Source organism: Streptomyces sp. NPDC015130 (genome assembly GCF_043080005.1).
Taxonomy (GTDB): Bacteria; Actinomycetota; Actinomycetes; order Streptomycetales; family Streptomycetaceae; genus Streptomyces.
Window position 1 is genome coordinate 559,170 of the sequence record NZ_JBIBVC010000001.1, and the last position, 24,807, is coordinate 583,976.

Annotated in this window: 21 protein-coding genes and 1 tRNA gene; 15 read left to right on the forward strand and 7 right to left on the reverse strand. The window is 73.9% G+C overall.

Annotated features, from left to right (window positions below; genetic code table 11):
- Nucleotides 1-104 precede the first annotated feature (104 nt).
- The 4 genes from ACF08F_RS02695 (at nt 105) to ACF08F_RS02710 (ending at nt 4,382) form a co-directional block, all read left to right on the forward strand.
- The gene (locus tag ACF08F_RS02695) at nt 105-758 is read left to right on the forward strand and encodes a small secreted protein (RefSeq protein WP_392296668.1); all 654 of its coding nucleotides are present in this window, start codon (nt 105-107) and stop codon (nt 756-758) included.
- 286 nt (nt 759-1,044) lie between these two features.
- Nucleotides 1,045-2,625: a methyltransferase gene (locus ACF08F_RS02700; RefSeq protein ID WP_392296669.1), complete on the forward strand. Its 1,581-nt coding sequence runs from the start codon at nt 1,045-1,047 to the stop codon at nt 2,623-2,625.
- A gap of 174 nt (nt 2,626-2,799) precedes the next feature.
- The gene (locus ACF08F_RS02705; RefSeq protein WP_392296670.1) at nt 2,800-3,654 is read left to right on the forward strand and encodes an ArsR/SmtB family transcription factor; all 855 of its coding nucleotides are present in this window, start codon (nt 2,800-2,802) and stop codon (nt 3,652-3,654) included.
- A 71-nt stretch (nt 3,655-3,725) separates the two neighbouring features.
- A complete protein-coding gene (locus ACF08F_RS02710; RefSeq protein ID WP_392296671.1) occupies nt 3,726-4,382 on the forward strand; it encodes an ABC transporter ATP-binding protein in 657 nt (218 codons plus the stop codon).
- Here the strand turns inward: ACF08F_RS02710 and ACF08F_RS02715 are convergent.
- Entirely contained in the window at nt 4,337-4,597 is a 261-nt protein-coding gene (locus ACF08F_RS02715) for a hypothetical protein (RefSeq protein ID WP_392296672.1), read from the reverse strand. The two genes, ACF08F_RS02710 and ACF08F_RS02715, sit on opposite strands and share 46 nt — an antisense overlap.
- Nucleotides 4,598-4,671: 74 nt before the next feature.
- Entirely contained in the window at nt 4,672-4,812 is a 141-nt protein-coding gene (locus ACF08F_RS02720; RefSeq protein ID WP_392296673.1) for a hypothetical protein, read from the reverse strand.
- Nucleotides 4,813-4,821: 9 nt separating this feature from the next.
- Here ACF08F_RS02720 and ACF08F_RS02725 point away from each other — a divergent pair, with 9 nt between their 5' ends.
- The 7 genes from ACF08F_RS02725 to ACF08F_RS02755 all read left to right on the forward strand — a co-directional run bounded on the left by ACF08F_RS02725 (nt 4,822) and on the right by ACF08F_RS02755 (nt 16,935).
- Entirely contained in the window at nt 4,822-5,541 is a 720-nt protein-coding gene (locus ACF08F_RS02725) for an ABC transporter permease (RefSeq protein ID WP_392296674.1), read from the forward strand.
- Nucleotides 5,542-5,555: 14 nt separating this feature from the next.
- Nucleotides 5,556-6,347, forward strand: coding sequence for an ABC transporter permease (locus ACF08F_RS02730; RefSeq protein WP_392296675.1), 792 nt, complete (start codon nt 5,556-5,558; stop codon nt 6,345-6,347).
- A 160-nt stretch (nt 6,348-6,507) separates the two neighbouring features.
- Nucleotides 6,508-6,705 carry a hypothetical protein gene (locus tag ACF08F_RS02735; protein ID WP_392296676.1) on the forward strand — a complete coding sequence of 66 codons (198 nt, stop codon included), beginning with the start codon at nt 6,508-6,510 and terminating at the stop codon, nt 6,703-6,705.
- Nucleotides 6,706-7,000: 295 nt separating this feature from the next.
- Nucleotides 7,001-9,871 carry a type I DNA topoisomerase gene (topA, locus tag ACF08F_RS02740; protein WP_392296677.1) on the forward strand — a complete coding sequence of 957 codons (2,871 nt, stop codon included), beginning with the start codon at nt 7,001-7,003 and terminating at the stop codon, nt 9,869-9,871.
- A 140-nt stretch (nt 9,872-10,011) separates the two neighbouring features.
- Nucleotides 10,012-13,437, forward strand: coding sequence for a dTMP kinase (tmk, locus tag ACF08F_RS02745; protein ID WP_392296678.1), 3,426 nt, complete (start codon nt 10,012-10,014; stop codon nt 13,435-13,437).
- 100 nt (nt 13,438-13,537) lie between these two features.
- Nucleotides 13,538-14,308 (forward strand): ABC transporter ATP-binding protein, encoded by a 771-nt coding sequence (locus ACF08F_RS02750; protein WP_392296679.1) that lies wholly within the window; start codon nt 13,538-13,540, stop codon nt 14,306-14,308.
- Nucleotides 14,305-16,935, forward strand: coding sequence for an FtsX-like permease family protein (locus ACF08F_RS02755; protein ID WP_392296680.1), 2,631 nt, complete (start codon nt 14,305-14,307; stop codon nt 16,933-16,935). The genes ACF08F_RS02750 and ACF08F_RS02755 overlap by 4 nt, the downstream gene beginning before the upstream one ends.
- On the opposite strand, the gene ACF08F_RS02760 is transcribed toward ACF08F_RS02755, so the two are convergent.
- Nucleotides 16,925-17,569 (reverse strand): LuxR C-terminal-related transcriptional regulator, encoded by a 645-nt coding sequence (locus ACF08F_RS02760; protein ID WP_392296681.1) that lies wholly within the window; start codon nt 17,567-17,569, stop codon nt 16,925-16,927. The genes ACF08F_RS02755 and ACF08F_RS02760 overlap by 11 nt on opposite strands.
- Nucleotides 17,557-18,774, reverse strand: a complete 1,218-nt coding sequence (locus tag ACF08F_RS02765; protein ID WP_392296682.1) for a sensor histidine kinase — start codon at nt 18,772-18,774, stop codon at nt 17,557-17,559. The genes ACF08F_RS02760 and ACF08F_RS02765 overlap by 13 nt, the downstream gene beginning before the upstream one ends.
- A 240-nt stretch (nt 18,775-19,014) precedes the next feature.
- Here ACF08F_RS02765 and ACF08F_RS02770 point away from each other — a divergent pair, with 240 nt between their 5' ends.
- From ACF08F_RS02770 to ACF08F_RS02785, 4 genes are all read left to right on the forward strand, one after another.
- Nucleotides 19,015-19,206 (forward strand): hypothetical protein, encoded by a 192-nt coding sequence (locus ACF08F_RS02770; protein WP_392296683.1) that lies wholly within the window; start codon nt 19,015-19,017, stop codon nt 19,204-19,206.
- Between the two features lie 89 nt (nt 19,207-19,295).
- On the forward strand, nt 19,296-20,498 hold the full coding sequence (locus ACF08F_RS02775; protein ID WP_392296684.1) for a DNA polymerase III subunit delta': 1,203 nt from the start codon (nt 19,296-19,298) through the stop codon (nt 20,496-20,498).
- Between the two features lie 65 nt (nt 20,499-20,563).
- Nucleotides 20,564-22,123 (forward strand): alpha/beta hydrolase, encoded by a 1,560-nt coding sequence (locus ACF08F_RS02780; RefSeq protein ID WP_392296685.1) that lies wholly within the window; start codon nt 20,564-20,566, stop codon nt 22,121-22,123.
- An 85-nt stretch (nt 22,124-22,208) separates the two neighbouring features.
- A tRNA-Thr gene (locus ACF08F_RS02785) sits at nt 22,209-22,285 on the forward strand.
- 144 nt (nt 22,286-22,429) lie between these two features.
- On the opposite strand, the gene ACF08F_RS02790 is transcribed toward ACF08F_RS02785, so the two are convergent.
- The 3 genes from ACF08F_RS02790 to ACF08F_RS02800 all read right to left on the reverse strand — a co-directional run bounded on the left by ACF08F_RS02790 (nt 22,430) and on the right by ACF08F_RS02800 (nt 24,785).
- On the reverse strand, nt 22,430-23,005 hold the full coding sequence (locus tag ACF08F_RS02790; RefSeq protein WP_392296686.1) for a hypothetical protein: 576 nt from the start codon (nt 23,003-23,005) through the stop codon (nt 22,430-22,432).
- A gap of 118 nt (nt 23,006-23,123) precedes the next feature.
- Complete coding sequence (locus ACF08F_RS02795; RefSeq protein WP_392296687.1) at nt 23,124-24,500, reverse strand: tyrosine-type recombinase/integrase; 1,377 nt, start codon at nt 24,498-24,500, stop codon at nt 23,124-23,126.
- An 81-nt stretch (nt 24,501-24,581) separates the two neighbouring features.
- A complete protein-coding gene (locus ACF08F_RS02800) occupies nt 24,582-24,785 on the reverse strand; it encodes a helix-turn-helix domain-containing protein (protein ID WP_392296688.1) in 204 nt (67 codons plus the stop codon).
- Nucleotides 24,786-24,807: the final 22 nt, after the last annotated feature.

Genomic DNA, 24,807 nt, shown 5'->3' on the forward strand with positions numbered 1-24,807 from the left:
GTTCAAAAGACTGCAATGTGGGATGAATCCCTCCCACGAAAGGTGGAAGTAGCCCGTTCGGCGTGTATGTTCCGGGGCCGAGAGCCTTGGAAGGGACCGATCCGGTGAACAAGAAGCTTGCGGCCGCACTGTCCGGCGGTGCGGTACTGGTGCTCGTGCTGTCCGGTTGCAGCGACGACGAGGGCAACAAGGTGGAGGACTGGGCGAAGACGTTCTGCGACCAGGCCAAGCCGCAGATCCAGAAGCGGGCCGACGCCCACCAGATCATCATCTCGACGGCCGCCGACAGCCAGCCGGCCGAGATCCAGGCCGCCGACTCCAAGGCGTTCCAGGACATCGCCGACGCGGACCGCGCGCTCGCGAAGGCCGTCGAGGCCGCCGGGGCGCCGCCCGTCGAGAACGGCGAGAAGGTCCAGCAGGACGCGATCAAGGAGCTCAACGCCACCGCCGTGGCCTACGAGGGGCTCAAGAAGGAAGTCGACGCGCTCGACCCGGCGAACCAGCAGAAGTTCGCGGACGGCCTCCAGGACGTCGCCGACGGGCTGACCAAGATCGAGAAGATGGACCAGGCGGCGCTCGCCAAGCTGGAGGAGGGCGAGCTGGGCCAGGCGATGGCCAAGCAGCCCGGCTGCCAGAAGCCCACGGCCTCGGTCCCGCCGAAGACCTCCGGATCGGGCACGGCCTCGCCGAAGGCGGGCGCGACCGCCTCGGCCAAGTCCTCCGCCTCGGCCACGCCCACCAAGAAGTCCTCGGAGTAGCCCCGGAGCGGGCCCGGCCCCCCGGCGGCGGCAGCGGCGACCGGCCGCCTGCCGCCGGGCCCCCGCCGTGCCACCCTCTGCGGCCGGCTGACACCGGGCCGTGTCGGGTCCGTCGCCCCTCTGCGGCCGGCTGACACCGGGCCGTGTCGGGTCCGTCGCCCCTCTGCGGCCGGCTGACACCGGGGCGGCGCCGTGCCCGAAGCGCCCCTCCGCGGCCGGTTCGGCGGCCGGCTGACGCCGGGCCGTGGCCGGGTCGGGCGCCCGGATGTCGGTGGCGGCCGTCACAATGGGATCCGTGAGTACGACCAGCCTGCCTCCCCGCCTCCCGGTGCCCGCGCACGCCGACCGTCTGCGCGAGGCACTGCTCGCCGCCGACTACACCGCCGACGGCCTGCTCGACCTGCTCGGCGCCCCCGCCTACGCGGCGCTCGCCCGCAGCGAGACCGTGCCCGCCCTGCGCGCCACCCGCGGTGACTCGCCGCTGGAGACCCTCGTCCGGCTCTTCCTGCTCCAGCGGGCCGTCGACCACGACAAGGCCGCCGCGGCGCTGCCGCTGGCCGAGGCCCTCGCCGACGGCTGGGTGGTCCGCGAGGACGACTCCGTGCTCGCGACGGTCGACATCCGCCCGTACGGCGGCCCGGACGACGCCAAGGACGGCGGGAACTGGTTCATCGTCTCCGACCTCGGCTGCGCCGTCGGCGGTGCCGGGGGCATCGGGAAGAAGGCCGAGGGAGTCGTCCTCGGCGTCGGCGGCGCCTCCACCACGCTCGCCGGGATCACCGTCCGCACGCCGGTGTCCTCCGCGCTCGACCTCGGCACCGGCTCCGGCATCCAGGCGCTGCACGCCGCCCAGCACGCCACCCTGGTCACCGCCACCGACCTCAACGCGCGCGCCCTGGACTTCACCAGGCTCACCCTCGCCCTCTCCGGGGCCCGGGAGGCCGAGCTGCTCGAAGGGTCCCTCTTCGAGCCGGTCGACGGCGACACGTACGACCTGATCGTCTCCAACCCGCCGTTCGTGATCTCACCCGGCGCCATGCTCACCTACCGGGACGGCGGGATGGGCGGCGACGACCTGTGCCGCACGCTCGTGCAGCAGGCGGGCGAGCGGCTCAACGACGGCGGATACGCCCAGTTCCTCGCCAACTGGCAGCACGTGGAGGGCGAGGAGTGGCAGGACCGGCTGCGGTCCTGGGTGCCGCGCGGCTGCGACGCCTGGATCGTGCAGCGCGAGGTGCAGGACGTCACGCAGTACACGGAGCTCTGGCTGCGGGACAGCGGGGACCACCGCGGCGACCCGGAGGAGTACCGGCTGGCGTACGGGCGCTGGCTCGACGAGTTCGAGGCCCGCAAGACCAAGGCGATCGGCTTCGGCTGGATCACCGTCCGGCGGAACGCGGAGGTGGAGGCGGGCCGGGCCGAGCCCTCGATCCTCGTCGAGGAGTGGCCGCACCCCGTCGAGCAGCCCCTCGGCGACACCGTCCGCGCCCACTTCGAGCGCCAGGACTACCTGCGGAGCCACGACGACGCCGCGCTGCTCGCCGACCGCTTCACGCTCGCGCCCGAGGTCGTGCAGGAGCAGGTCGGGCTGCCCGGCGCCGAGGACCCCGAGCACGTCGTGCTCCGGCAGAACCGCGGCATGCGCCGCGCCACCAAGGTCGACCACGTCGGCGCCGGCTTCGCCGGAGTGTGCGACGGCACCCTCAGCGCCGGCCGCATCCTCGACGCGATCGGACAGCTCATGGGCGAGGACCCGGTGGTACTGCGGGACCGCACCCCGCAGGCGATCCGGCTGCTCGTCGAGGAGGGCTTCCTGCTGCCCGTCGGCGAGGACGGCGAGGCCGTCGGCGGGGGGAGCGGCGCTTGATACGGATCGAGCTGGACGAGGCCTCGCTCGGGGCGACGCGGATCGCGATCAGCCCGCTGCGGGACGCGTTCTGCTCGATGCACTCCCCCAGACTCCGTCCGGGGGTACCCCCACGCGCTGCCGTGGCGCCGTCCCTCCTGGCCGTACCAGGAGTGGGTCGGGCGGGCGCGCGAGGTGTGGCGCGAGGACGACAGGCTGCGGCCGCTGTGGGACCTCTTCGCCGAGGGGCGGTACGACGTCTCCGACTTCCTGCTGCCCCGCCCGTTCGGCACGGTCCACGTCCACGAGGAGCTGGCGGCGCTGCGGGACACCGACCCGGAGTTCGTCCGCGCCCAGGTGGCCGCCTGCTACCCGGGCATGGCCGACGCGCCCTTCGTGCAGCCGTACCTGAAGGACCCCGAGGCGGCCTGCGCGGCGCTCGCCGACGCGTACGCGGCCTACTGGGAGGGCGCCGTCGAGCCGTACTGGCCGACGATGCGCCGGCTCGTCGAGGACGAAGTGCTCGTCCGGGCCAGGACGTTCGCGACCGAGGGCGTCGACGCGCTGTTCGCCGGACTGGAGAGCCGGGGGCGGTGGCAGCCGCCCGTACTCGAACTGACCAAGCACATCGACGCCGAGTACGCGCCGGAGGAGCGGCGGCTCGTGCTCGTGCCGCTGGTCTTCGCCGAGGGCTGCCGGCTCTACTCGACGGACGACCCCGAGGTCTTCGCGCTCAGCTTCCAGGCCAGGGGCGCCGCCGCGCTGCGCGAACCGTCCGAGCCCGTCGCCGAGGACCGGCTCGGCCTGATGCTCGGCCGGGGCCGCGCGGCGGTCCTGCGCGAGCTGGGCGGGCCGCTGACCACGGCCGGGCTCTCCGACCAGCTCGGCCTCGCGCCCAGCACGGTCTCCGAGCACCTGTCGGTGCTCTCCGGGGCCGGGGTGGTCACCCGCCACCGCGTCGGCCGCTCGGTGTACTACCAGCTGACGGACACCGGCCGTTCGCTGTTCGCGCTGCTCGCGGGTGAGGGCCTCCTCAAGGCCGTGGCCTGAGGCCGTGGCCCGACGATTCGGGGCCTCCCGAATCGATGGCCCGGCCCCTCCGGGCTTCTCGCGTCCGCCGCATGCTCGCAATCGAGGCGGACGCGCTGCGCCGCACCTACACCAGCAGGACCGGGTGGCCGAAGCCCCGCCGGACCGAGACCGAGGCCGTGCGCGGCGTCACCTTCGAGGTGGCGCCGGGGGAGCTGTTCGGCCTGCTCGGCCCCAACGGCGCCGGGAAGACCACCACCGTCAAAATGCTGAACACTCTGCTTCTGCCGACCTCCGGCACGGCCCGGGTGTTCGGACACGACGTGGCCCGCGACCCCGTCGCCGTGCGCCGCAGGATCGGGTACGTCTTCGGCGGCGACCGCGGCCTGTACGACCGGCTCTCCGCCCTCGACAACCTCCGCTACTTCGCCGAGCTGTACGGCGCCGAGGCCCGCGAACAGAAGCGGCGCATCGCCGAACTCCTCGACCTGGTCGGGCTCCTGGGCCGGGAGAGGGAGAGCGTCGAGGGGTACTCGCGCGGCATGCGGCAGCGCCTCCACATCGCCCGCGGCCTCCTCCACCGGCCCGACGTGCTCTTCCTCGACGAGCCGTCCATCGGCGTCGACCCCGTCGCCGCCCGCGACCTGCGCCGCACGGTCGCGGACCTGTCGGCCGCCGGCACCACCGTCCTGCTGACCACCCACTACATGGGGCCGAGGCCGACGAGCTCTGTGGCCGGATCGCCGTGATCGCCGGTGGCCGGATCTGTGCCCTCGGCACGCCCGGGAGCCTCAAGTCCCGTGTGCGCGGCCGGGACGTGCTGGAGATCGAGGCCTACGGGGTCGACGAGGAGCGGCTCGACCGGGTGCGGCGCCTCCCCGGTGTCCGGGGCGCCTCGGTCGAGGACCGGGGAGCGCTCCAGGTCGTCGCCGTCCGGACCGGGCGGAGCTCCGCCGAGCTGCACGGGCCGGTGCTGAGCGCGCTGGACGGCGTACGGATCGGCCGGGTCACGAGCCGTGAACCGTCCCTGGAGGACGCCTACATCACGATCGTGGAGGAGGCGGCGGCGACCGCCTCCGGTGCCGGTGCCGCCTCAGGGACCGGTGCCGGTGCCTGTGTCGAGGAGGCGGCCGTACGAGGCGCGTCCTGCGGCTCGTCCTCGTCGGCGTGCGCACCCATGTCTCGTACATGTCGCGCTCCCCGATCGAGATCACCTTCGCCGTCCTCGTCCCACTCGTCTACGCGACCCTCGCCGTCTACCTCTTCCGCGCCGCGGGCGACCCCGACCGGCTGCTCGCCGCCTCCGTCGGCGCCGGGCTGATGGGCATCCGGGGCTCGGTCCTCTTCGGCTCGGGCGGCGCCGTGCAGAACCAGCGCTGGCTCGGCACCCTGGAGACCCTGGTCGTGGCCCCGGCGCCGCTCGCGCTCGTGCTGCTCCCGATCACCCTCGCGACCGCCGTCATCGGCACGTACGCGATGGGCGCGACCGTCCTGTGCGGCGTGGTCCTCTTCGACGTCCCGCTCGACTTCGCGCACCCGCTGCTCTTCCTGCTCGCCGTGCCCGTCTGCGTCCTCGCCCTCGGCATGACGGGGCTGCTCCTCGCCGCCACCTTCGTCCTGCTGCGGAACGCCAACGCCCTGGCCAACCCGCTGGACACGCCCGTCTGGCTGCTGTCCGGGCTCCTCGTGCCCGTCACCGTGCTGCCCGCCTGGACGCAGCCGCTGTCCTGGGCGCTGCCGACCACCTGGGGCGCGCGGGCCGTCCACGCGGCGACCTCCGGCGGGGACGTGATCACCCCGCTGCTCGCCGCCGCCGCGCTCGGGGCCGGCTACGCCCTGGCCGCCGTCCTCGTCCTCGGGCGGGTGGAGCGCCGGGCGCGCGCCGCCGCCACCCTCGCCCTCGCCTGAAAGGCCAGACAGAGATGTTCCGCTTCCCCGCTGCCGCCCGGCTCGTCGTCGTCGGCGGCGCGATCTCCTACCGGGCGCTCCTCAACTGGACGACCCCGCCGATGTTCATCGGAACCCTGCTGGTGGGACCGCTGCTCCAGGTCTTCTTCTTCGTCTTCCTCGGACGGGAACTCGGCGTCGCCGACGACCGTTTCCATCTCGTGGGGAACGCCGTCCTCGCAGCTTCCGCCTCCTGCGTGTACGGCGGCACGATGGCCGTCGCCAACGAGCGCCGGTACGGCACGCTCGGCGCCGTCCTGCTCTCGCCCCGGCACCGTGTCCCGCTCTGGATCGGCCGCGCCCTTCCGTACGTGCTCAACGGGCTGTTCGTCAGCGCCTTCGTGCTCACAGCCGCCGCGCTCGTGCTCGGACTGCCCGTGCCCGCCGGGGCACTGCCCGGGCTCGGAGCGGTGCTGCTCGCCGCGGCCGCCGCCTGCTCGGCCTTCGGGCTCGCGCTGGGGGCGCTCGGGCTCCGCTTCCGGGACGTGTTCCTGGTGTCCACCGTGGCGAGTTCGGGGCTGCTCCTCCTGACGGGCGCCGCCGTGCCCCGGGATTCGCTGCCGGAGTGGATGCGGTTCCTCGGCGAGCTGCTGCCGCTCACGCACGCGGCCGACGCGGCGCGGAGACTGACCGCGGGCGGCGGCCTGGACGGGGCCCTGCTCGGGACCGAGCTCGCGGTCGGGGCCGGCTGGGCGCTGCTCGCCGTCGTCCTGCTCGCCGTCTTCGAGCGCGGCAGCCGACGCCGGGCCACGCTCGACACGATGTGACAGGAGAGGCGGAAGGGGGTGGGTCACTACCGGCCATCTTCGTGAAACCGAACGGGACGGTCCGCGTCGTTCACCCGGAATTCGCGCCCCCGACGCCCGGAGGTGCCAGCCTCGGCTGCGGGAGAACGATCACCGCACGTGGACGGAACGGGGTACGGGCATGGAGAGCGGGCCGGCGATCTTCGCGGGGGCGGCGTTCACGCTGTTCGGAGGCGCGCTGCTGCTGTGGACCACCGTGCGGACGCTGCACCGCGAGCCCGTGGCGTACGGGGTCGGGCCGCGGACGGCCCTGGCGGCCACGAGCCTCTTCGGCGCCGCCTCCGTCCTCCTCGGCGTCTGGTGCTTCAGCAGGCTCTGACCCTCGCGGCCGGACCCTCTCCGGGGCTCTTCCCGGGGCCTTCTCCGGAACTCGCTCCGGCGCTCCGGCGCGCCGCCCGCTCCGCCGCCCGCCCCGCCCGACCGGGAGTCCGGGCGGCAGGAATGCCAGGACTCGGGTTACCGTTCGAGTGGCCGTTGCGGGCTTTCGCCGTTTGACACGGGGGCGGGTTGTACCGTCACACTCCGCAGCGACGGGAGCGTCACCGTCCGTGCCGCTGCCGTGCGTGCCAGTGCCGTACGTGCCAGAGAGTGTCGATCCGGAGAGAAGAGCGAAGTTGTCCCCGACCAGCGAGACCGCACACGGCGGCCGCCGACTCGTCATCGTCGAGTCGCCTGCCAAGGCGAAGACGATCAAGGGCTACCTCGGCCCCGGCTACGTCGTCGAGGCGAGCGTCGGGCACATCCGCGACCTCCCCTCCGGCGCCGCCGAGGTGCCGGAGAAGTACACCGGCGAGGTGCGCCGCCTCGGCGTCGACGTCGAGCATGACTTCCAGCCCATCTATGTCGTCAACGCCGACAAGAAGGCGCAGGTCAGGAAGCTCAAGGAGCTGCTCGCCGAGTCCGACGAACTCTTCCTCGCCACCGATGAGGACCGCGAGGGCGAGGCCATCGCGTGGCACCTCCAGGAAGTCCTGAAGCCCAAGGTCCCGGTCCACCGGATGGTCTTCCACGAGATCACCAAGGACGCGATCCGCGAGGCCGTCGCCAACCCGCGCGAGCTCAACCAGCGCATGGTCGACGCCCAGGAGACCCGCCGCATCCTCGACCGGCTGTACGGCTACGAGGTCTCGCCGGTCCTGTGGAAGAAGGTCATGCCGCGGCTGTCCGCCGGCCGTGTGCAGTCCGTCGCCACCCGGCTCGTCGTCGAGCGGGAGCGCGAGCGCATCGCCTTCCGCTCCGCCGAGTACTGGGACCTCACCGGCACCTTCGGCACCGGCCGCTCCGGTGACACTCCCCCTGCCTTCGGCGGGGGGACCCCCACCGACCCGTCCTCGCTGGTCGCCCGGCTGAACACGGTCGACGGCAAGCGCGTCGCGCAGGGTCGCGACTTCGGCGCCGACGGCCGCCTGAAGACCGACAGCGTGCTTCACCTGGACGAGGCGAACGCCCGGGCGCTCGCCGCCGCGCTCGCCGACACCGCGTTCTCCGTGCGGTCGGTCGAGTCGAAGCCGTACCGCCGCTCGCCGTACGCCCCCTTCCGCACCACGACCCTCCAGCAGGAGGCGAGCCGCAAGCTGGGCTTCGGTGCGAAGGCGACCATGCAGGTGGCGCAGAAGCTGTACGAGAACGGCTTCATCACCTACATGCGTACGGACTCCACGATCCTGTCCGACACCGCCGTGACGGCGGCCCGGGCGCAGGTCACGCAGCTGTACGGCGCCGACTACCTGCCGGAGAAGCCGCGGGTCTACGCCGGCAAGGTCAAGAACGCGCAGGAGGCGCACGAGGCGATTCGCCCTTCGGGTGATCGTTTCCGCACCCCCGCGGAGACCGGTCTGACCGGCGACCAGTTCCGGCTCTACGAGCTGATCTGGAAGCGGACCGTCGCCTCCCAGATGAAGGACGCCACCGGCAACTCGGTCACCGTGAAGATCGGCGGCCGGGCGTCCGACGGCCGTGACGCCGAGTTCAGCGCGTCCGGCAAGACGATCACCTTCCACGGCTTCATGAAGGCCTACGTCGAGGGCGCCGACGACCCGAACGCGGAGCTCGACGACCGCGAGCGGCGCCTGCCGCAGGTCGCCGAGGGCGACGCGCTGACCGCCGAGGAGATCACGGCGGACGGCCATGCGACGAAGCCGCCGGCCCGCTACACCGAGGCCTCGCTGGTCAAGGAGCTCGAAGAGCGCGAGATCGGCCGCCCGTCGACGTACGCGTCGATCATCGGCACGATCCTCGACCGCGGGTACGTCTTCAAGAAGGGCACGGCCCTCGTGCCGTCCTTCCTGAGCTTCGCCGTCGTCAACCTCCTGGAGAAGCACTTCGGGCGGCTCGTCGACTACGACTTCACCGCCCGCATGGAGGACGACCTCGACCGCATCGCGCGGGGCGAGGCCCAGTCCGTGCCGTGGCTGAAGCGTTTCTACTTCGGCGAGGGCGAGTCCGGCGGCGGTGCCGCGGACGCGGGGAACGGCGACGGGGACCACCTCGGCGGCCTCAAGGAGCTCGTCACCGACCTCGGCGCGATCGACGCCCGCGAGATCTCCTCCTTCCCCGTCGGCAACGGCATCGTGCTGCGTGTCGGCCGCTACGGCGCGTACATCGAGCGCGGCGAGAAGGACCAGGAGGGCTACCAGAAGGCCGACGTCTCCGACGACCTCGCGCCCGACGAGCTGACCGTCGAGCACGCGGAGGAGCTGCTCGCCAAGCCGAGCGGCGACTTCGAGCTGGGCGCCGACCCCGTCAGCGGCAACCAGATCGTCGCGAAGGCCGGCCGCTACGGCCCGTACGTCACGGAGATCCTGCCCGAGGGCACCCCGAAGACCGGCAAGAACGCGGTGAAGCCGCGGACGGCCTCCCTCTTCAAGTCGATGGCGCTCGACACCGTCACCCTGGAGGACGCGCTCCGGCTGATGTCCCTGCCCCGGGTCGTCGGCGCGGACGCCGAGGGCGTCGAGATCACCGCGCAGAACGGCCGCTACGGCCCGTACCTGAAGAAGGGCACGGACTCGCGGTCGCTCACCGAGGAGGAGCAGCTCTTCACGATCACGCTGGAAGAGGCGCTCGCGATCTACGCGCAGCCGAAGCAGCGCGGCCGGGCGGCGGCCAAGCCGCCGCTGAAGGAGCTGGGCACCGACCCGGTCAGCGAGAAGCCCGTCGTCGTCAAGGACGGGCGCTTCGGCCCGTACGTGACGGACGGCGAGACCAACGCCACCCTGCGGACCGGTGACAGCGTCGAGGAGATCACTCCGGAGCGCGGTTACGAGCTGCTCGCGGAGAAGCGCGCCAAGGGACCGGCGAAGAAGGCCGCCAAGAAGGCCCCGGCGAAGAAGGCCCCCGCGAAGAAGGCGACGGCCAAGAAGACGGCGGCGAAGAAGACCACCGCCGCCAAGACGACCGCCGCGAAGAAGACCACGGCGGCGAAGACCACCGCCGCGAAGAAGACGACCGCGGCCAAGAAGACGGCGACGGCACAGCAGGAGTAGCCGTTCCGAGGTCGTGCAGGGCGTGCGAGAGGGGCGGGGGCCGGTGGCCTCCGCCCCTCGCGTGTCCGTCCTGTCACAGGCTCGTCCGGATGTTCGGGCGGAGGCCGCCGGGAGTAAGGGCGTCCGGATAGGGTGGACGGATGACGCGAGCAGAGCAGCCAGACCGCCTCGGCGATTCCGACGCCGCACTCGTCGCGGATTCCCAGGAGCGTGCCGTACGGGCCCTCCTGCGCCATCAGCCCCTGCGCAGGCTGTGGGGCGCCCAGGTCGCCGGCGGCGTCGGTGACGCCCTCGGCCTCCTCGTCCTCGTCCTGCTCGGCCTCCAGGCCGCCGTCGCCGCGGGGGCGCTCGGGGGCGGCTACCGGGGCGCCGCGTTCGCCGTGGCCGCCGTCGTCGGTACGCGCCTGCTCGCCTCGCTCCTCTTCGGGGCCGTCCTCCTCGGCCCGCTCATCTCGCTGACCGGGCCCGACGGTCCGCTCGACCGCCGCTGGACGATGATCGGCGCCGACGGGCTGCGGATCGGGCTCCTCGTCGTCGCGCCCCTGTGGATCGACTGGACCCCCGAGAACGCGCTCTGGTACCTGCTCGGCACCGTCTTCGTCACCGGTGCGGCCGAGCGGCTCTGGACGGTCTGCCGCGAGGGCGCCGCGCCCGCGCTGCTGCCCGCCCCGCCCCTGGAGGGCGACGCCGTACGCCCCCTCCCCGACCACTACGGGGCGCTCCGCCGGCTGTCCCAGCGCACCGGCTTCCTCGCCGTGCCCGCTGCCGCCGCCGTCCTGCTCGTCGCCACGCTCCTCGGCGACCTGCTCGGCGTCGGCCTCGACTGGTTCTCGCTGCACCAGGCCGCCCTCGGCTCGTACGTGGCGGCCGGCCTGTTCGCCGCCTCCGTCACCGGCCTGTACGCCATGGCGCTGCCCGCCGGAGCCACGCCGCGGCCCCGCTCGCCGCTGGAGGGCCTGCGCCGCCCGGCGGCCGCCAAGCCCGCCGCCGACGGCGCCGCCGAGGGCAAGGGCCGCACGGGCGAGAAGGGCCGCACCGGCGCCCTGCCGCTGCTCGTCCTGACCTGCGCCACCGTCGCCGGGGCGATCGCCGCCGCCGCGTCCCTCGCCGTGCTCCACGCGTACGACCTCGGCGGCGGCCCCGTCACGTACGCCCTCCTGATCCTCGCGCTCAGCGGCGCCACCGCCGTCGGCATCCGCACCGCGCGCAAGGTCCTGCCCGTCCTGTCCCGGCGTCGGCTGCTCGCCCTCGCGACCGCCGTCACCGGTGTCGCACTGATCGCCATGGGCCTGGTCCCGGACACCGCGACCGTGCTGTTCCTCGCCGTCCTCGCCGGGTACGCGGCCGGGGTCGCCGCCAACACCGGGCACACCCTCGTCGACCAGGAGACCGAGGAGCCGCGCCGCGCCCGGACCACCGAGTACCTCCAGGCCAACGCCCGCGTCGGCATGGCCGTCGGCGCGCTCGCCGCGCCGCTGCTCGCCGCCGCGATCGGACCGCACCGGCTCGCCTCCGACTCCGGCACCTTCGTCTTCGACCACGGCGGCGCCGCCTTCACGCTCGCCCTCGTCGGCGCCCTGCTGCTGCCCGTCGCCGCACTCGTCCTCGCGAAGACCGACGACCGCGCCGGCGTCCCGCTCCGCCGCGACCTGCGCGACGCGCTGCGCGGCTCCGACCCGGCCCAGGCACCCGCCGCGACCGGCTTCTTCATCGCCCTGGAGGGCGGCGACGGCGCCGGGAAGTCCACCCAGGTCCAGGCGCTCGCCGAGTGGATCCGGGCGAAGGGCCATGAGGTCGTCGTCACCCGCGAGCCCGGCGCCACCCCGATCGGCAAGCGGCTCCGCTCGATCCTCCTCGACGTGTCGTCGGCGGGGCTCTCGAACCGGGCCGAGGCCCTGCTGTACGCGGCCGACCGCGCCGAGCACGTCGACTCCCTGGTCCGGCCCGCCCTGGAGCGGGGCGCGATCGTCCTCTCCGACCGGTACATCGACTCGTCCGTGGCCTATCAGGGCGCGGGCCGCGACCTGTCCCCGACGGAGATCGCCCGGATCTCGCGCTGGGCGACGGACGGGCTCGTCCCGAACCTCACCGTGGTCCTCGACGTCTCCCCGGAGACCGCCCGGGAGCGCTTCACCGAGGCGCCCGACCGTCTGGAGTCCGAGCCGCCCGAGTTCCACGCGCGCGTGCGGGCCGGTTTCCTCGCCCTCGCGGCCGCCGACCCGAGCCGCTACCTCGTCGTCGACGCCGGGCAGGAGCCCGAGGCCGTCACCACCGTCGTACGCCACCGGCTCGACCGGGTCCTGCCGCTCTCCGAGGCCGAGGTGAAGGCCGCGGAGGAGGCCCGCCGGAAGGCCGAGGAGGAGGCGCGGCGCCTGGCGGAGGAAGAGGCCGCCCGCAAGGCCGAGGAGGAGCGCCTGGAGCGCGAGCGGCAGGAGCAGCTCGCCAAGCTCCGCGCCGAGGAGGAGGAGCGCAAGCGCCGCGAGGAGGAAGAGGCGCGCCGCCTGGAGGCCGAGCGGAAGGCCGAGGAGGAGCGCCGCCGGGCCGAGGAGGCCCGGATCGCCGCCGAGCTCGCCGCCGAGGAGGAGCGGAAGCGGCTCGCCGCCGAGGAGAAGGCCCGCCAGGAGGAGCAGGAGCGGATCCGCAAGGAGGCCGAGGAGGAGGCGCGGCTGCGGGCCGAGGCCGAGGAGCGGCGCCTGGAGAAGCAGCGCAAGGCCGAGGAGGCCCTGCTGCGGGCCGAGGAGGCCCGCCGGATGGCCGAGGCCGCCGCCGCCGCGAAGGCCGCGGAGGAGGCCGCGGTGCGCGCCGCCGCCGAGAAGGTCGCGGCCGAGGCCGCCGCCAAGGCAGCCGCGGAGAAGGCCGCCGCCGAGCGGGCCGCCGCGGAGAAGGCCGCCGCTCAGCGGGCCGCGGCCGAGCAGAAGGCCGCCGCCGAGAGGAAGGCAGCCGCGGAGAAGGCTGCCGCCGAGCGCGCCGCTGCGGAGAAGGTCGCCGCCGAGCGGGCCGCTGCGGAGAAGGCCGCAGCCGCGGAGAAGGCCGCGGCCGAGACGGCTGCCGCCGAGCGTGCCGCCGCCGAGGCGAAGGCGGCCGCCGCTCGGGCAGCCGCCGAGAAGGACGAGGCCGCCCGGGCCGCCGAGGTCTCGGCGAACGAGGTCACCGTGCCCACGCCGGTCGTGCGGTCGGACGCCGCGTCCGAGGCGCCCACCGTGTCGCCCGAAGAGGTCACCGTGGCCACGCCGATCGTGCGGCCGGAGGCCGAGACGGCCGTCCTGCCGCAGATCCGCGACCCGCGGGCCGCCGACGAGACCGCCGTCCTGCCCGCCGTGAAGGACCCCCGGGTGTCCGACCCGGTCGACCGGGTGCCGCAGGGCATCTTCCGCGACGAGCGGCAGCAGCCGCAGCCGGAGGGCGCGAACGACCGGACCCGCGAGCTCCCCCAGCTCGACGAGAACGGGCAGCCGCGCCGCCGTTCGGACTGGGCCGAGGAGACCCCGCTGGACGACCTGCCGACCCTCGCGGACGAGCTGTTCGGCCCGCACGACGACGAGACCGACGGCCGTCGCCGCCGCTGAGGTCCAGCGGGCTTCCGGGCCGAGGGTGTAGCCAGCCCCACCATCGACCTGGAAGCCAGCCCCATACCGCTGCGACCTGCGCTTTTCTAGCGTGGTCGGTATGACGACGACAGCAGTGACGGAGAACGGTGCCGCCCTCGCCCTGGACGGGGTGAGCCGCACGTACGGAGGCGGCGCGCCCGCGCTCGACGGGGTGAGCCTCGTCGTCCCGCGCGGGCGTTTCGTGGCGGTCATGGGCCGGTCGGGCTCCGGGAAGTCCACGCTGCTGCGGTGCGCGGCGGGCCTCGAACGGCCGGACACGGGCACGGTACGGATCGGGGGCACCGACCTCGCCGGCCTGAAGGCGGCCGGGCTCACCCGGCTGCGGCGCGACCGCGTCGGCTTCGTCTTCCAGTCGCTGAACCTCGTCTCCGCGCTGAACGTGCGCGAGAACGTCACCCTGCCCCTGCTGCTCGCCGGCGCCCGCGAGGGCCGTGAGCTCGACGAGCGGGCCCTGGCCGGTCTCGCCGCCGTGGGTCTCGCCGACCGGGCCGAGGACGTGCCGGAGAACCTGTCCGGCGGTCAGCGGCAGCGGGTGGCGATCGCGCGGGCCCTCGTCAACGAACCCGAGGTCGTCTTCGCCGACGAGCCGACCGCCGCGCTCGACCCGGTCACCGCCGCCGGGGTCCTCGCCCTGCTGCGGCGCGCGGTGGACGAGCGCGGCCGGACCGTCGTCCTCGTCACGCACGACCCGGTGGCGGCGGCCTGGACGGACGAGGCGGTGTTCCTGGAGCGCGGCCGGCTGGTCGGCCGCCTCGACAGGCCCGACGAGGCCGGGGTCCGCGCGGCCCTCGGCGCGCCGGCCGGGCAGCACCTGGCGGTGGCACGATGAGCGCCGTCGGAAACCCGGCGGTGAGGCTGCTCGCCGCCCGCTCGCTGCGGACGCACCGCAAGGCCTGGGCGGCCGTGTTCGCGGCCGTCGTCGTCACCTCCGCGCTGCTCGGCGCGCTCGCCCTCGCGATCGGTTCGGCCGGCGTCGGCCACGCGCGCGTGGAGCGGTACGCGGCGGCGCCCGTCGTCGTCGCGGGCGACCAGGAGATCAGCTGGACCACCGACCCGTGGGGCAGCGAGCCGACGACCGTCTCGGCGGGGCTGACCGAGCGCGTACGGATCCCGGCCTCGGCCGTCGACGTCCTGCGCGAGGTCCCGGGCGTCCGCGCCGCGGTCCCGGACGACACCTTCGTCGTACGGGGGACGGGGCCCGATTCGGGTGCCGCCGCCGGCGAGGTGCACCGCGGGCGGTCCTGGGAGGCCGCCGCGCTCGCGCCGTACGGGCTGCTCGACGGGCGGGAGCCCCGTACGGCCGGAGAGGTCGTCACCGGGACCGGCACCGGGGCGCGGGTCGGGGACACCGTGGCCGGGCGGAAGGTCGTCGGCGTGGCCGACGGGCCCGCCGCCCTGTACGTCACCGCCCAGGAGGCGCGACGGCTCGCCGGACACCCGGGCGCCGTGGACGCCGTCGGGGTCCTCGCCGAGCCCGGCGTCCCCGTGGACACCCTCCACGCGCGCGTGCGGGCGGCCCTCGACGAGGCAGGGCTCAAGGACACCGCGACGGGGCAGCCCCTTCGGGCGCTCACCGGCGACGGCCGGGGCGGCGCCGAGCACCTCGCCGCGCCGCCCGCCCGCACCGAGCTCCTCCAGATCCTCGCGGCCGTCTCCGGGACGGTCCTCCTCATCGCCGTCCTCGTCCTCTCCTCGCTCGTCGCGCAGGCGCTCGGCCAGCGCGGCCCCGAGCGGGACCTCCTGCTCGCGGTCGGCGCGACGCCCCGTCAGGTGCGGGCCGCCGCGGGCCGGGAGGTGACCCGGGTGGCGGGCGTGGCGGCGGTACTGGGCGCGCTGGCGGCCGTGCCGACCTTCCTGGTCGCCTGGACGCTGCTGCGGGCCCGTACCGGGGTCGTACCCGAGGGCCTCGTCCTGCCCACCCCGCCCTGGCTGCTCGCCTCCGTGCTCGTCGTCGCGGCCCTCGTGGTGGGCCTCGCCCGGCTCGTCGTCCTCTTCTCGACCCGATCGACCGGATCGACCCGGTCGGCCCGACGCGGGGGCCGCGCGGGCAAGGGTTCCGCACGGCGGGTCAGCGGGATCGTCCTGCTCGTCCTGGGCGCGGCGGCTGCCGTGACCGCCACGGCCCAGGGCGGCGAGGCGGCCGGCGCCGCGGCCGGCGCGGCCACGGTGACGCTGGTCTCCGGGTGCGCGCTCCTCGGGCCGTGGATCGCGCGGGGCGCGATGCGGGTCCTGGACGGGCCGCTGCGGCGGCTCGGCGGGGCACCCGGACGGCTCACGGCGGCCGGTGCGGCCGCGCACTCCCGGCGGCTCGGGGCCGCCCTCGTCCCGGTCGTCCTCGTCACCGCCTTCGCGCTGGTCCAGCTCACCGCGGGCTCGACCGTGGGCCGGGCGGCCGAGGCGCAGGCGAGGGCGGCGACCACCGCCGACCTCGCGGTCTCCGGCACGACGGCGGAGCAGGTGCGGAAGCTGCCGGGCGTGACCGCGGCGACGGACGTGCTGCGTTCGACGGTGGTCCTGGCCCGTACGGAGGCCGGCGCGCCGCGCCTCGACCGGCTCCCGGTGCTCGGCGTGGACGCCGACGGGCTGGCGGGCACGCTCGACCCGGGCGTGGTCGCGGGCGACCTGGCCGGGCTCGCGGCGCGCGGGACGGTCGCGGTCGGCGCGGACATGGCCGGTTCGCTGGACGTGCGGCCCGGCTCGACGGTCGCCCTGCGGCTCGGCGACGGCACGGAGAAGCGGCTGCGGGTGGTCGCGGTGTACGAACGCTCGCTCGCCCTCGGCGAGTTCCTGCTGCCGAAGGCCGAGCTGGCCCCGCACATGACCGACCCGTTCCCCGCGCGCGTGCTGGCGGCGACGGAGGGCGGGGCCACGGGACCGGACGGCTCGGCCGCCGCACCCGCCACGGGTACGGGCGGCTCGGCTGCCGCACCCGCCACGGGTACGGGCGGCTCGGCCGCCGCACCCGCCACCGGTTCCGCCGCACCCGCCACCGGCTCGGGCGCCGCACACGCCACCGGTTCCGTCGCACCCGCCATCGGTCCGGGCGCCCCGGCCGTCGCGCCGGAACAGGTGACGGCGGCCGGGGCCGAGCTGAACGGGATCGTCTCGGCGGCGGTCGTCACCGCGATCGGCGCGCTCACCGTCCTCTCGGTCCTGAGCACCCTCGCCCTGATCGGCGCCGGCCGCCGCGGCGAGCTCGCGCTGCTGCGCCAGGTGGGTGCCTCGGTCGGTCAGGTGCGGAGGATGCTCGGCCTGGAGGCCGGGTTCCTCACGGCCGCCGGGCTGCTCATCGGGGCCGTGGTGGCCGCGCTGCCGCTGACCGCCTTCGCCTGGGCCATGACGGGCGGGCTGCCCTACCTGCCGCCCGCGCAGGCGGCGCTGATCGCGGGGACGGTGGTGGTCACGGTGGCGGCGGGCGTGTTCCTGCCCGTCTCGGGGCGGCGCCTCAGGCGTTGAGGTAGGCGAGCACGGCGAGGACCCGGCGGTGGCCGCCGCTGTCGCTCGGCGGCAGGCCGAGCTTCGCGAAGACATTGCCGATGTGCTTGTGCACGGCCCGCTCGGTCACCACCATCGAGCGGGCGATCGTGCCGTTGTCGTGGCCCTGGGCCATCAGCCCCAGGACCTCGCGCTCGCGCGGGGTGAGCGAGTCCAGGGGGTCGTCGCGGCGGCGGGCGAGCAGTTCGGCGACGACCTCCGGGTCCAGGGCCGTACCGCCGGCGGCGACCCGCTCCAGGGCGTCGAGGAACTCGTCGACGCGCCCGATCCGGTCCTTCAGGAGGTAGCCGACCCCCCGGGCGCCGCCGCCGAGGAGCTCGGCCGCGTACGTCTCCTCGACGTACTGGGAGAGGACGAGCACCGGCAGTCCCGGCAGCTCCTCGCGGGCCGCGAGCGCCGCCCGCAGCCCCTCGTCGCGGAAGCCCGGGGGCAGCCGCACGTCGAGGACGGCGACGTCCGGGCGGTGCTCCAGGAGCAGCGGCAGGATCTCCGGTCCGGTGGCCGCGACCCCTGCGACCTCGTGGCCGGAGGAGGACAGCAGCAGGACCAGGCCCTCCCTGAGGAGGGCGTTGTCCTCGGCGATCACCACACGCACGGAAGCTCCACTTCGATCACGGTCGGGCCCCCCGGGGGGCTGGTCAGTCGTACGGTGCCGTCGAGCGCGGCGACCCGGCGGCGCATGCCCGTCAGGCCGGAGCCGCCGCGCTCGCCGGCCTCGGCCCCGCCGCGGCCCGCGTCCTCGACACGGACGCGCAGGCCGGCGGGCGCGGAGGCGAGGGCGACGGAGGCGGCGGGGGCGCCGCTGTGCTTGGCGGCGTTGGTGAGGGCCTCGGCGACGACGAAGTACGCGGCGGCCTCGACGGCGGCGGGGGCGCGGGTTCGGTGGCCGTCGCCGCTGCTGCCGGTGCCGGCCGTGCTGTCGGCGTGGTCGTCGAGGCCGGTGACGGACACCGCCACCTCCAGGCCGCTGCTCGCGGCGAGGGCCCGCACGGCTCCGGTCAGGCCGCGGTCGGTGAGGATCGGCGGATGGATGCCGCGGACGACGTGGCGCAGCTCGGCCAGTGCCTCCTCGGCCTGTTCCTGGGCGTCGTCGAGGAGTTTCCTGGCGGTCGCGGGATCGGAGTCGTACGCCCGTCTGGCCAGGCCGATCCGCATGGACAGCGCAACCAGCCGGGCCTGCGCGCCGTCGTGCAGGTCGCGCTCGATCCGGCGCAGCTCGGCGCCGTGCGCCGCGACCGCCCCCGCCCGGGTGGCCGTCAGCTGCTCGACACGGGCGGCGAGCGCCGCGTCCCGGGCGGCGGACGGGGGAGGGGTGAGCAGGACGCGCGCCCAGTCGGTCTCCAGCGCGGCCAGCCGGCCGATCAGCGGCAGTACCAGCGGGCGGCGCCCCGCGAGCCCGGTCCACACGCCGTCGACGGCCAGCGCGCACACCCACACCACGAGCGAGACGCACCACAGCGCCATGCCGTAGACGGCGTGCGCGGCGGCCCAGACCAGGTCCCGGTGGGTGCCGGGATCGGTGACGGCGGTCCGCACGCGCGCGGGGAGGGGGCCGTCGAGCGGAAGGTACGCCTCGGGGACGGGCGTCCCGGTTCTGGCGGCGGTACGGCTCCGCTCCCGGCCCGCGAGGGCGCGGAGCAGCAGGACGCTCTCGGGGAGGACGCCGGCGCCGATGACGGTGAGAGTGAGGACGGCGGTGAAGAGGGCGACCGCGGCCATCAGCAGACAGAGCACCGCGAGAGCGGCCCCGGTCAGCAGGTGCCACCAGGCCCGGGCCGCTTCCTTGATCGCCTCGCGCATCCCGCCAGGGTAGGCGGCGGACCCGAGGAGCACGGTGGTGCGGGCTCCACCATCGGTCCGGGAGCAGGCACCGCTGTGCGGGGACGGGGCAGCGGAGAGGATCGAACCACTGCCCCGACGGCAGGGAAGCACACGACGCCGAGGCCCCGTACGGACCCACACGACGCCGAGGCCCCGCCTCCCGGCGGCGCCTCGCGGCGCCCCTCCCCTTCGACACCCTCGACACCCCTGGAGATCCCCATGCGATTCCTGCTCTGGCTGCTGCTCGCGACCGGCGCCTTCGTCAACCTCTTCGTCAACACGCTCTCCGGCTGGACGGGAGCCGCGCACGTCGCGGCGAGCGTCTGCTCGGGCGTCCTCGTGCTCGGCTCCGCCGTCGGCCTGTGGCTGACCCGGACGCGCACCGGAGCGGGAGCCCGCGGCGCGGCCTGACCCGCCGTCGGCCGGGGCCGCCCGGAGCGCTGCCCACTCTTGTCAGAGCACTGCCCCACAATGGAGGGCGTACCTGAGGAGGGGCAGACATGGCCGTATGGGACGACCTGGTCGGACAGGCGCGGGTCGAGGAGCAGCTCGCCGCCGCCGCGCGCGACGCCGACGCGTTCGTGACCGCCCATGCCGCCGGAGAGCCCGTCCCCGAGGCGTCGAAGATGACCCACGCCTGGCTGTTCACCGGCCCGCCGGGCTCCGGGCGGGCGACCGCGGCGCGGGCGTTCGCCGCCGCGCTGCAGTGCGTGAGCCCCGACCGGGCGATGGGCGGGGTCCCGGGCTGCGGCTTCTGCGACGGCTGCCACACGACGCTCGTCGGCACCCACGCGGACGTGGAGATCGTCCGTACGGACCTGCTGTCCATCGGTGTGAAGGAGACGCGCGACCTCGTCCGGCGCGCCCAGCTCTCGCCCGCGGGCGGCCGGTGGCAGGTGATCGTCCTGGAGGACGCCGACCGCCTCACCGAGGGCGCGGGGAACGTACTGCTGAAGGCCGTCGAGGAGCCCGCGCCGCGCACGGTCTGGCTGCTGTGCGCGCCCTCCATCGAGGACGTGCTGCCGACGATCCGGTCCCGCTGCCGGCACCTGACCCTGCGGACGCCGCCGGTGGAGGCCGTGGCCGACGTGCTCGTCCGGCGCGACGGCATCGAGCCGGAGGCGGCGCACGCGGCGGCCCGCGCGACCCAGGGGCACATCGACCGGGCCCGGCGGCTCGCCACGGACGAGCGGGCCCGCGCGCGCCGGGCCGTCGTCCTCAAGCTCCCGCTGCGGGTGGGGGACGTCGGCGGCTGCCTCAAGGCCGCCCAGGAGCTGGTCGACGCGGCGGCCGAGGACGCGAAGCAGGTCGCGGAGGAGGTCGACGCCAAGGAGACCGAGGACATGAAGGCGGCGCTCGGCGCCGCGCAGGGCGGGCGGATGCCCCGCGGCACGGCCGGTGTGATGAAGGAGCTGGAGGACCGGCAGAAGCGCCGCCGGACGCGTACGCAGCGCGACAGCCTGGACCTCGCGCTCACCGACCTGACCGGCTTCTACCGCGACGTCCTCGCGCTCCAGCTCCGCTCGCGCTCGGCCATCGCCAACGCCGACGTGCGGGACGCGCTGGAGCGGGTCGCCCGGGACAGCGCGCCGGAGCGGACCCTGCGCCGCATCGAGGCGATCCTGGCCTGCCGGGACGCCCTCGACCGGAACGTGGCACCGCTGCTCGCGGTGGAGGCGATGACGATGGCGCTCCGCGACTGACCCTGTTCGACCGCCTTGCCCGCGCGATTGGACACGTTCCGTACTCACCCGGATACGCTCCGGGGATGGACTCCAGGCGTTTGCTCCGTACGTCCGCCACGGCCCTCGCGGCCGCCGGACTGATCCTCTCCGGCTGCACGGGCGGAAGCGACGCCGCCGCGTCCCGTACGACGACGGAGGCGGCCGCCCGCGCCTCCGCCTCCGCCGCGCCCGACGGCGAGGCGCTGAAGAGGTACTACGAGCAGAAGCCGAAGTGGCGGGACTGCGGTGTGACGGGCTTCCAGTGCGCGACGCTGCTGGCCCCGCTCGACTACGCGAAGCCGGACGGCGGTGACGTCCGGCTGGCGGTCTCGCGGATCAGGGCCACCGGCCCGGGGAAGCGGCTCGGCTCCCTCCTGGTCAACCCGGGCGGGCCCGGCGGGTCGGCCGTCGGCTACCTCCAGGGGTACGCGGGCATCGGCTATCCCGCCCCCGTCCGCGCCCGCTACGACATGGTGGCCGTCGACCCGCGGGGGGTCGCCCGCAGCGAGCCGGTGGAGTGCCTGACGGGCCCGCGGATGGACGCGTACACGCAGGTGGACCAGACCCCCGACACGGCGGCGGAGACCAACGCGCTGAGTGCGGCCTTCAAGGAGTTCGCGGCGGGCTGCCGGAAGAACTCGGGGAAGGTCCTGCCGCACGTCTCCACCGTGGAGACGGCCCGGGACATGGACATCCTGCGGGCGGTGCTCGGCGACGAGAAGCTCAGCTACGTGGGGGCCTCGTACGGCACGTTCCTGGGTGCCACGTACGCCGAGCTCTTCCCGGACAGGGTCGGCCGGCTGGTCCTCGACGGGGCCATGGACCCGTCCCTGTCCGCGCTCGACCTTAACCGCGACCAGACGGCCGGCTTCGAGACCGCCTTCCGCGCCTTCGCCGCCGACTGCGTCACGAAGCCGGACTGCCCGCTGGGCACGGAGTCGGCCACGGCGGCCGGCGAGGCGCTGCGGGCGTTCTTCCGGGACGTCGACGCGAAGCCGGTGCCGACGGGGGAGAGCCGTGAGCTCGGCGAGTCGCTCGCGACGACGGGCGTGATCGCGGCGATGTACGACGAGGGCGCCTGGCCCCAGCTGCGGGAGGCCCTCACCCGGGCGATCGGCGGCGAGGGCTCGGGCCTGCTGGCCCTGGCCGACAGCTACTACGAGCGGGAGGCGGACGGCACCTACGCCAACCTGATGTACGCCAACGCCGCCGTGAACTGCCTCGACCTGCCGGCCGCCTACGCGGGCCCCGCGGATGCCGAGAAGGCGGTGCCGTCCTTCGAGAAGGCCTCCCCGGTCTTCGGCGAGGGCCTCGCCTGGGCGGCCCTCAACTGCACCTACTGGCCCATGCGGCCCACCGGCAGCCCCCACCGCATCACCGCCGAGGGCGCCGCCCCGATCCTGGTCGTCGGCACCACCCGCGACCCGGCCACCCCGTACAAGTGGGCCAGGTCCCTGGCGGAGCAGCTCTCCTCGGGCACCCTCCTGACCTACGAGGGCGACGGCCACACCGCGTACGGCCGGGGCAGCGACTGCGTCGACACGGCCGTCAACGCCTACCTCCTGGAAGGCACTCCTCCGCAGGACGGAAAGCGCTGCTCGTAGCCATGATCCGGGGGTGGTCGGAGCACCCCCGGAAACTGTGTAGACTTGGCCGCGCTGCTGCACCCACGATGGGTCTGCACGGCAAGCCGCCTTAGCTCAGTTGGCCAGAGCAACGCACTCGTAATGCGTAGGTCTCGGGTTCGAATCCCGAAGGCGGCTCCACGAAAGCCCCAGGTCAGGTGTATCTGACCTGGGGCTTTGTGCTCACCGGGTGCGGCTCCTTAGCCGACGGCGGGAGATGCCCGTCCTCCCGGTCTCAGTCCTGGTCTCAGTAGGACTCTGCGGCGCCTGCTGGGAAAGGTCCCGCTATGCGTTACCCCACGCTTCAAAGAATCGCTTGCGGTCATCCTCCGTCTCGTGTGACCGATGCTTGGCGAGTAGCACGTGCCAGGCGGAGACCTCGGCGTCACGCATCCACAGCCTGCCGAGGTACTGACTTGCCGAACCGATCTCGACGTCTCCTACGGCTCCACCGATCACCTCGGCGACAGCGTCACGCTGCGGGTCGTCGAGTTCTCCCAGGAAGCTGAGAACGCGGCTGGCGATACCTCCTTCATTGCCCTTGACTAGACGGCCGAAGAACGGGCCACCCGCATTGGCGGGGTCGACGTAGAGAGTGGCGCTGCCACCTGCGTCCCGCAGTGCATCCCAGAAATCACGTCCGTCGGGCGTGTCGGGCAGGGGCAGAACGGCGAAGAGATCAACCAGGTGCCCATTGGCGGCCTGGTTGTACGAGACGTCGCAGGCTGCCGCGGCAGCGATCTCGGCGACGTGCTCAGTGTTCAGCTCCGCATCCTCTGGCCAGTCCAACGGAGTGTTGAGCTCCTTACGGACGTACTGAGCCAGCTCGCCATCCTCATCGAAGTGGCGTCGAACGATCATAAGTCCCCCAAAACGCAGTTGACTTGGTGCATGAAGTCGATCTTTTCCAGGGGAGGTCCGCTTCAATCTACGGGGGCCGCTTCGCTGAAACTCAGACCGAATGGTGCCAGCCTGAGGCTTAGCGGATCCGACGCCGAAGACGGGATCGTGCTGAACGGCTGTCTGAGCTCTTGCTTCGATCCTCAATCGGCTGCTCTGGCTTGGGCAGGAGCTGCGGGAGGAACGCCTCTCCCATCCGCCGCATTGCGTCCACGGACTGCTCGGACCGGCCCTTCACGTACCGCCGAGTCTGGGTCACCTGGGTGTGCCGCAGGATCTCCATGATGGTCACGAGAGGGACGCCGAGTTCGTTCAGGATCGTGCCGGCCGTGTGGCGGCTCCCGTCATACAGGCGCCGGTCGTCGATCCCAGCCTCATCGAGCAGCTCCTTGAACTCCTCCCAGTCCTGGCGGGGGTCAAGCGGCCGCCCGTCCGGCCGGGCAAACAGGACGTCGTGCTCCTGCCAGAGCTCACCCGCCGCCGCTCGATCCTGCTCCTGGAGGGCGCGCAGGTCCCGCAGGGGCTGCACGAAGGGCGGGGGAATCGGAACGGGCTCCTTGCTCTTCTTAGTCTTGGGGCGAGTGAAGACCAAACCGCCTCCCTTCCGCTCAGGGCAGGTGCTGGCGTGCTTCGTGCACGTCTTCTCGCACGACTTCGGGCATCCCCGCTTGTAGCCCTTGTGGGTGGTGCAGGTCGGTGGGCACGACTCGAACCGGTGCAGCCGCTCGCCGCAGCGGTGAGGGTCGGTGCAGCCGTGCCTCCAGGTGAGCCGCTGGAGCTGCCAGCGTGGGTGAAAGAGTCCCGCTTCCAGGTCTACGTACTTCCAGCGCATCCCGAGCGTCTCGCCCTGCCGGAACCCCATGCCGACACCTACCAGCCAGCGGGCGAACGTAGGTCGTTTGGCCGCCGCCTCCAGGAAGGTCCTCGCCTCTTCCTGAGTGAACGGGTTCGCCTCGGTCTCGTCCACGGTAGGCGGGTCCACCAGGGTGGCGACGTTCTCCACGATCATCCGGCGGCGGTGTGCAATCTTCAGCGCCCGCGACAGGATGCGGTGCACCTTCAGTACGTGAGACGGTGCGTGCCCCTCGCGGAGCATGGCGGCGTACATCGTTTCCAGGTGCTCCGGCTCCAGCTTGTTCAGCCGGTGCTGGCCGATGCTGGGGATGATGTCGTTGCGGGTCTTGGACCAGTAGTCATCCAGGGAGCGAGGCTTGAGAGTCAAGCTCGCGATCGTCGTCAGGTAGGTGTCCATCCACTGCCCGACGGTGGGCACGCGGCCAGCCTTCGGCGCCCGCTGCTCGTCGCGCAGCTTCTCCAACTCCTTGACCTTGCGCTTGACCTCGGTCTCGGTCGCGGCGCTGCGGTGGCGGCGGTCGGGGCTTCCATTGGCCTTCAATCCCATGGTGACGCGACCGTGCCACCGGCCGTCGTGCCCCTGATAGATGGAGGACTCCATGTTGGGCTTACGGTTCATCTTCGCCTTTCACGCCAGAGGTGGCCCCGGCGGTGACCAGGGCCGCCCCGCATTCCTAGATGGTCAGTTGGTGGATACGTCCAACTGGGCTACAAAAGCGTCGAGTTCGGTCCGGCGGAGCCTGCGGATACGGCCGACCTTGACGTACGGCAGCTTGTTCGCGGCCATGAGTTCGTAGACGGTTGAGCGTCCGAGAGAGAGGTACTCGGCGGCTCCCTTGACGGTGAACAGGGCGCGGGTGGGAGAGGGGTTCGCGGCGGTGGTCACTACGTGTGCCTCCTTGGCGGAG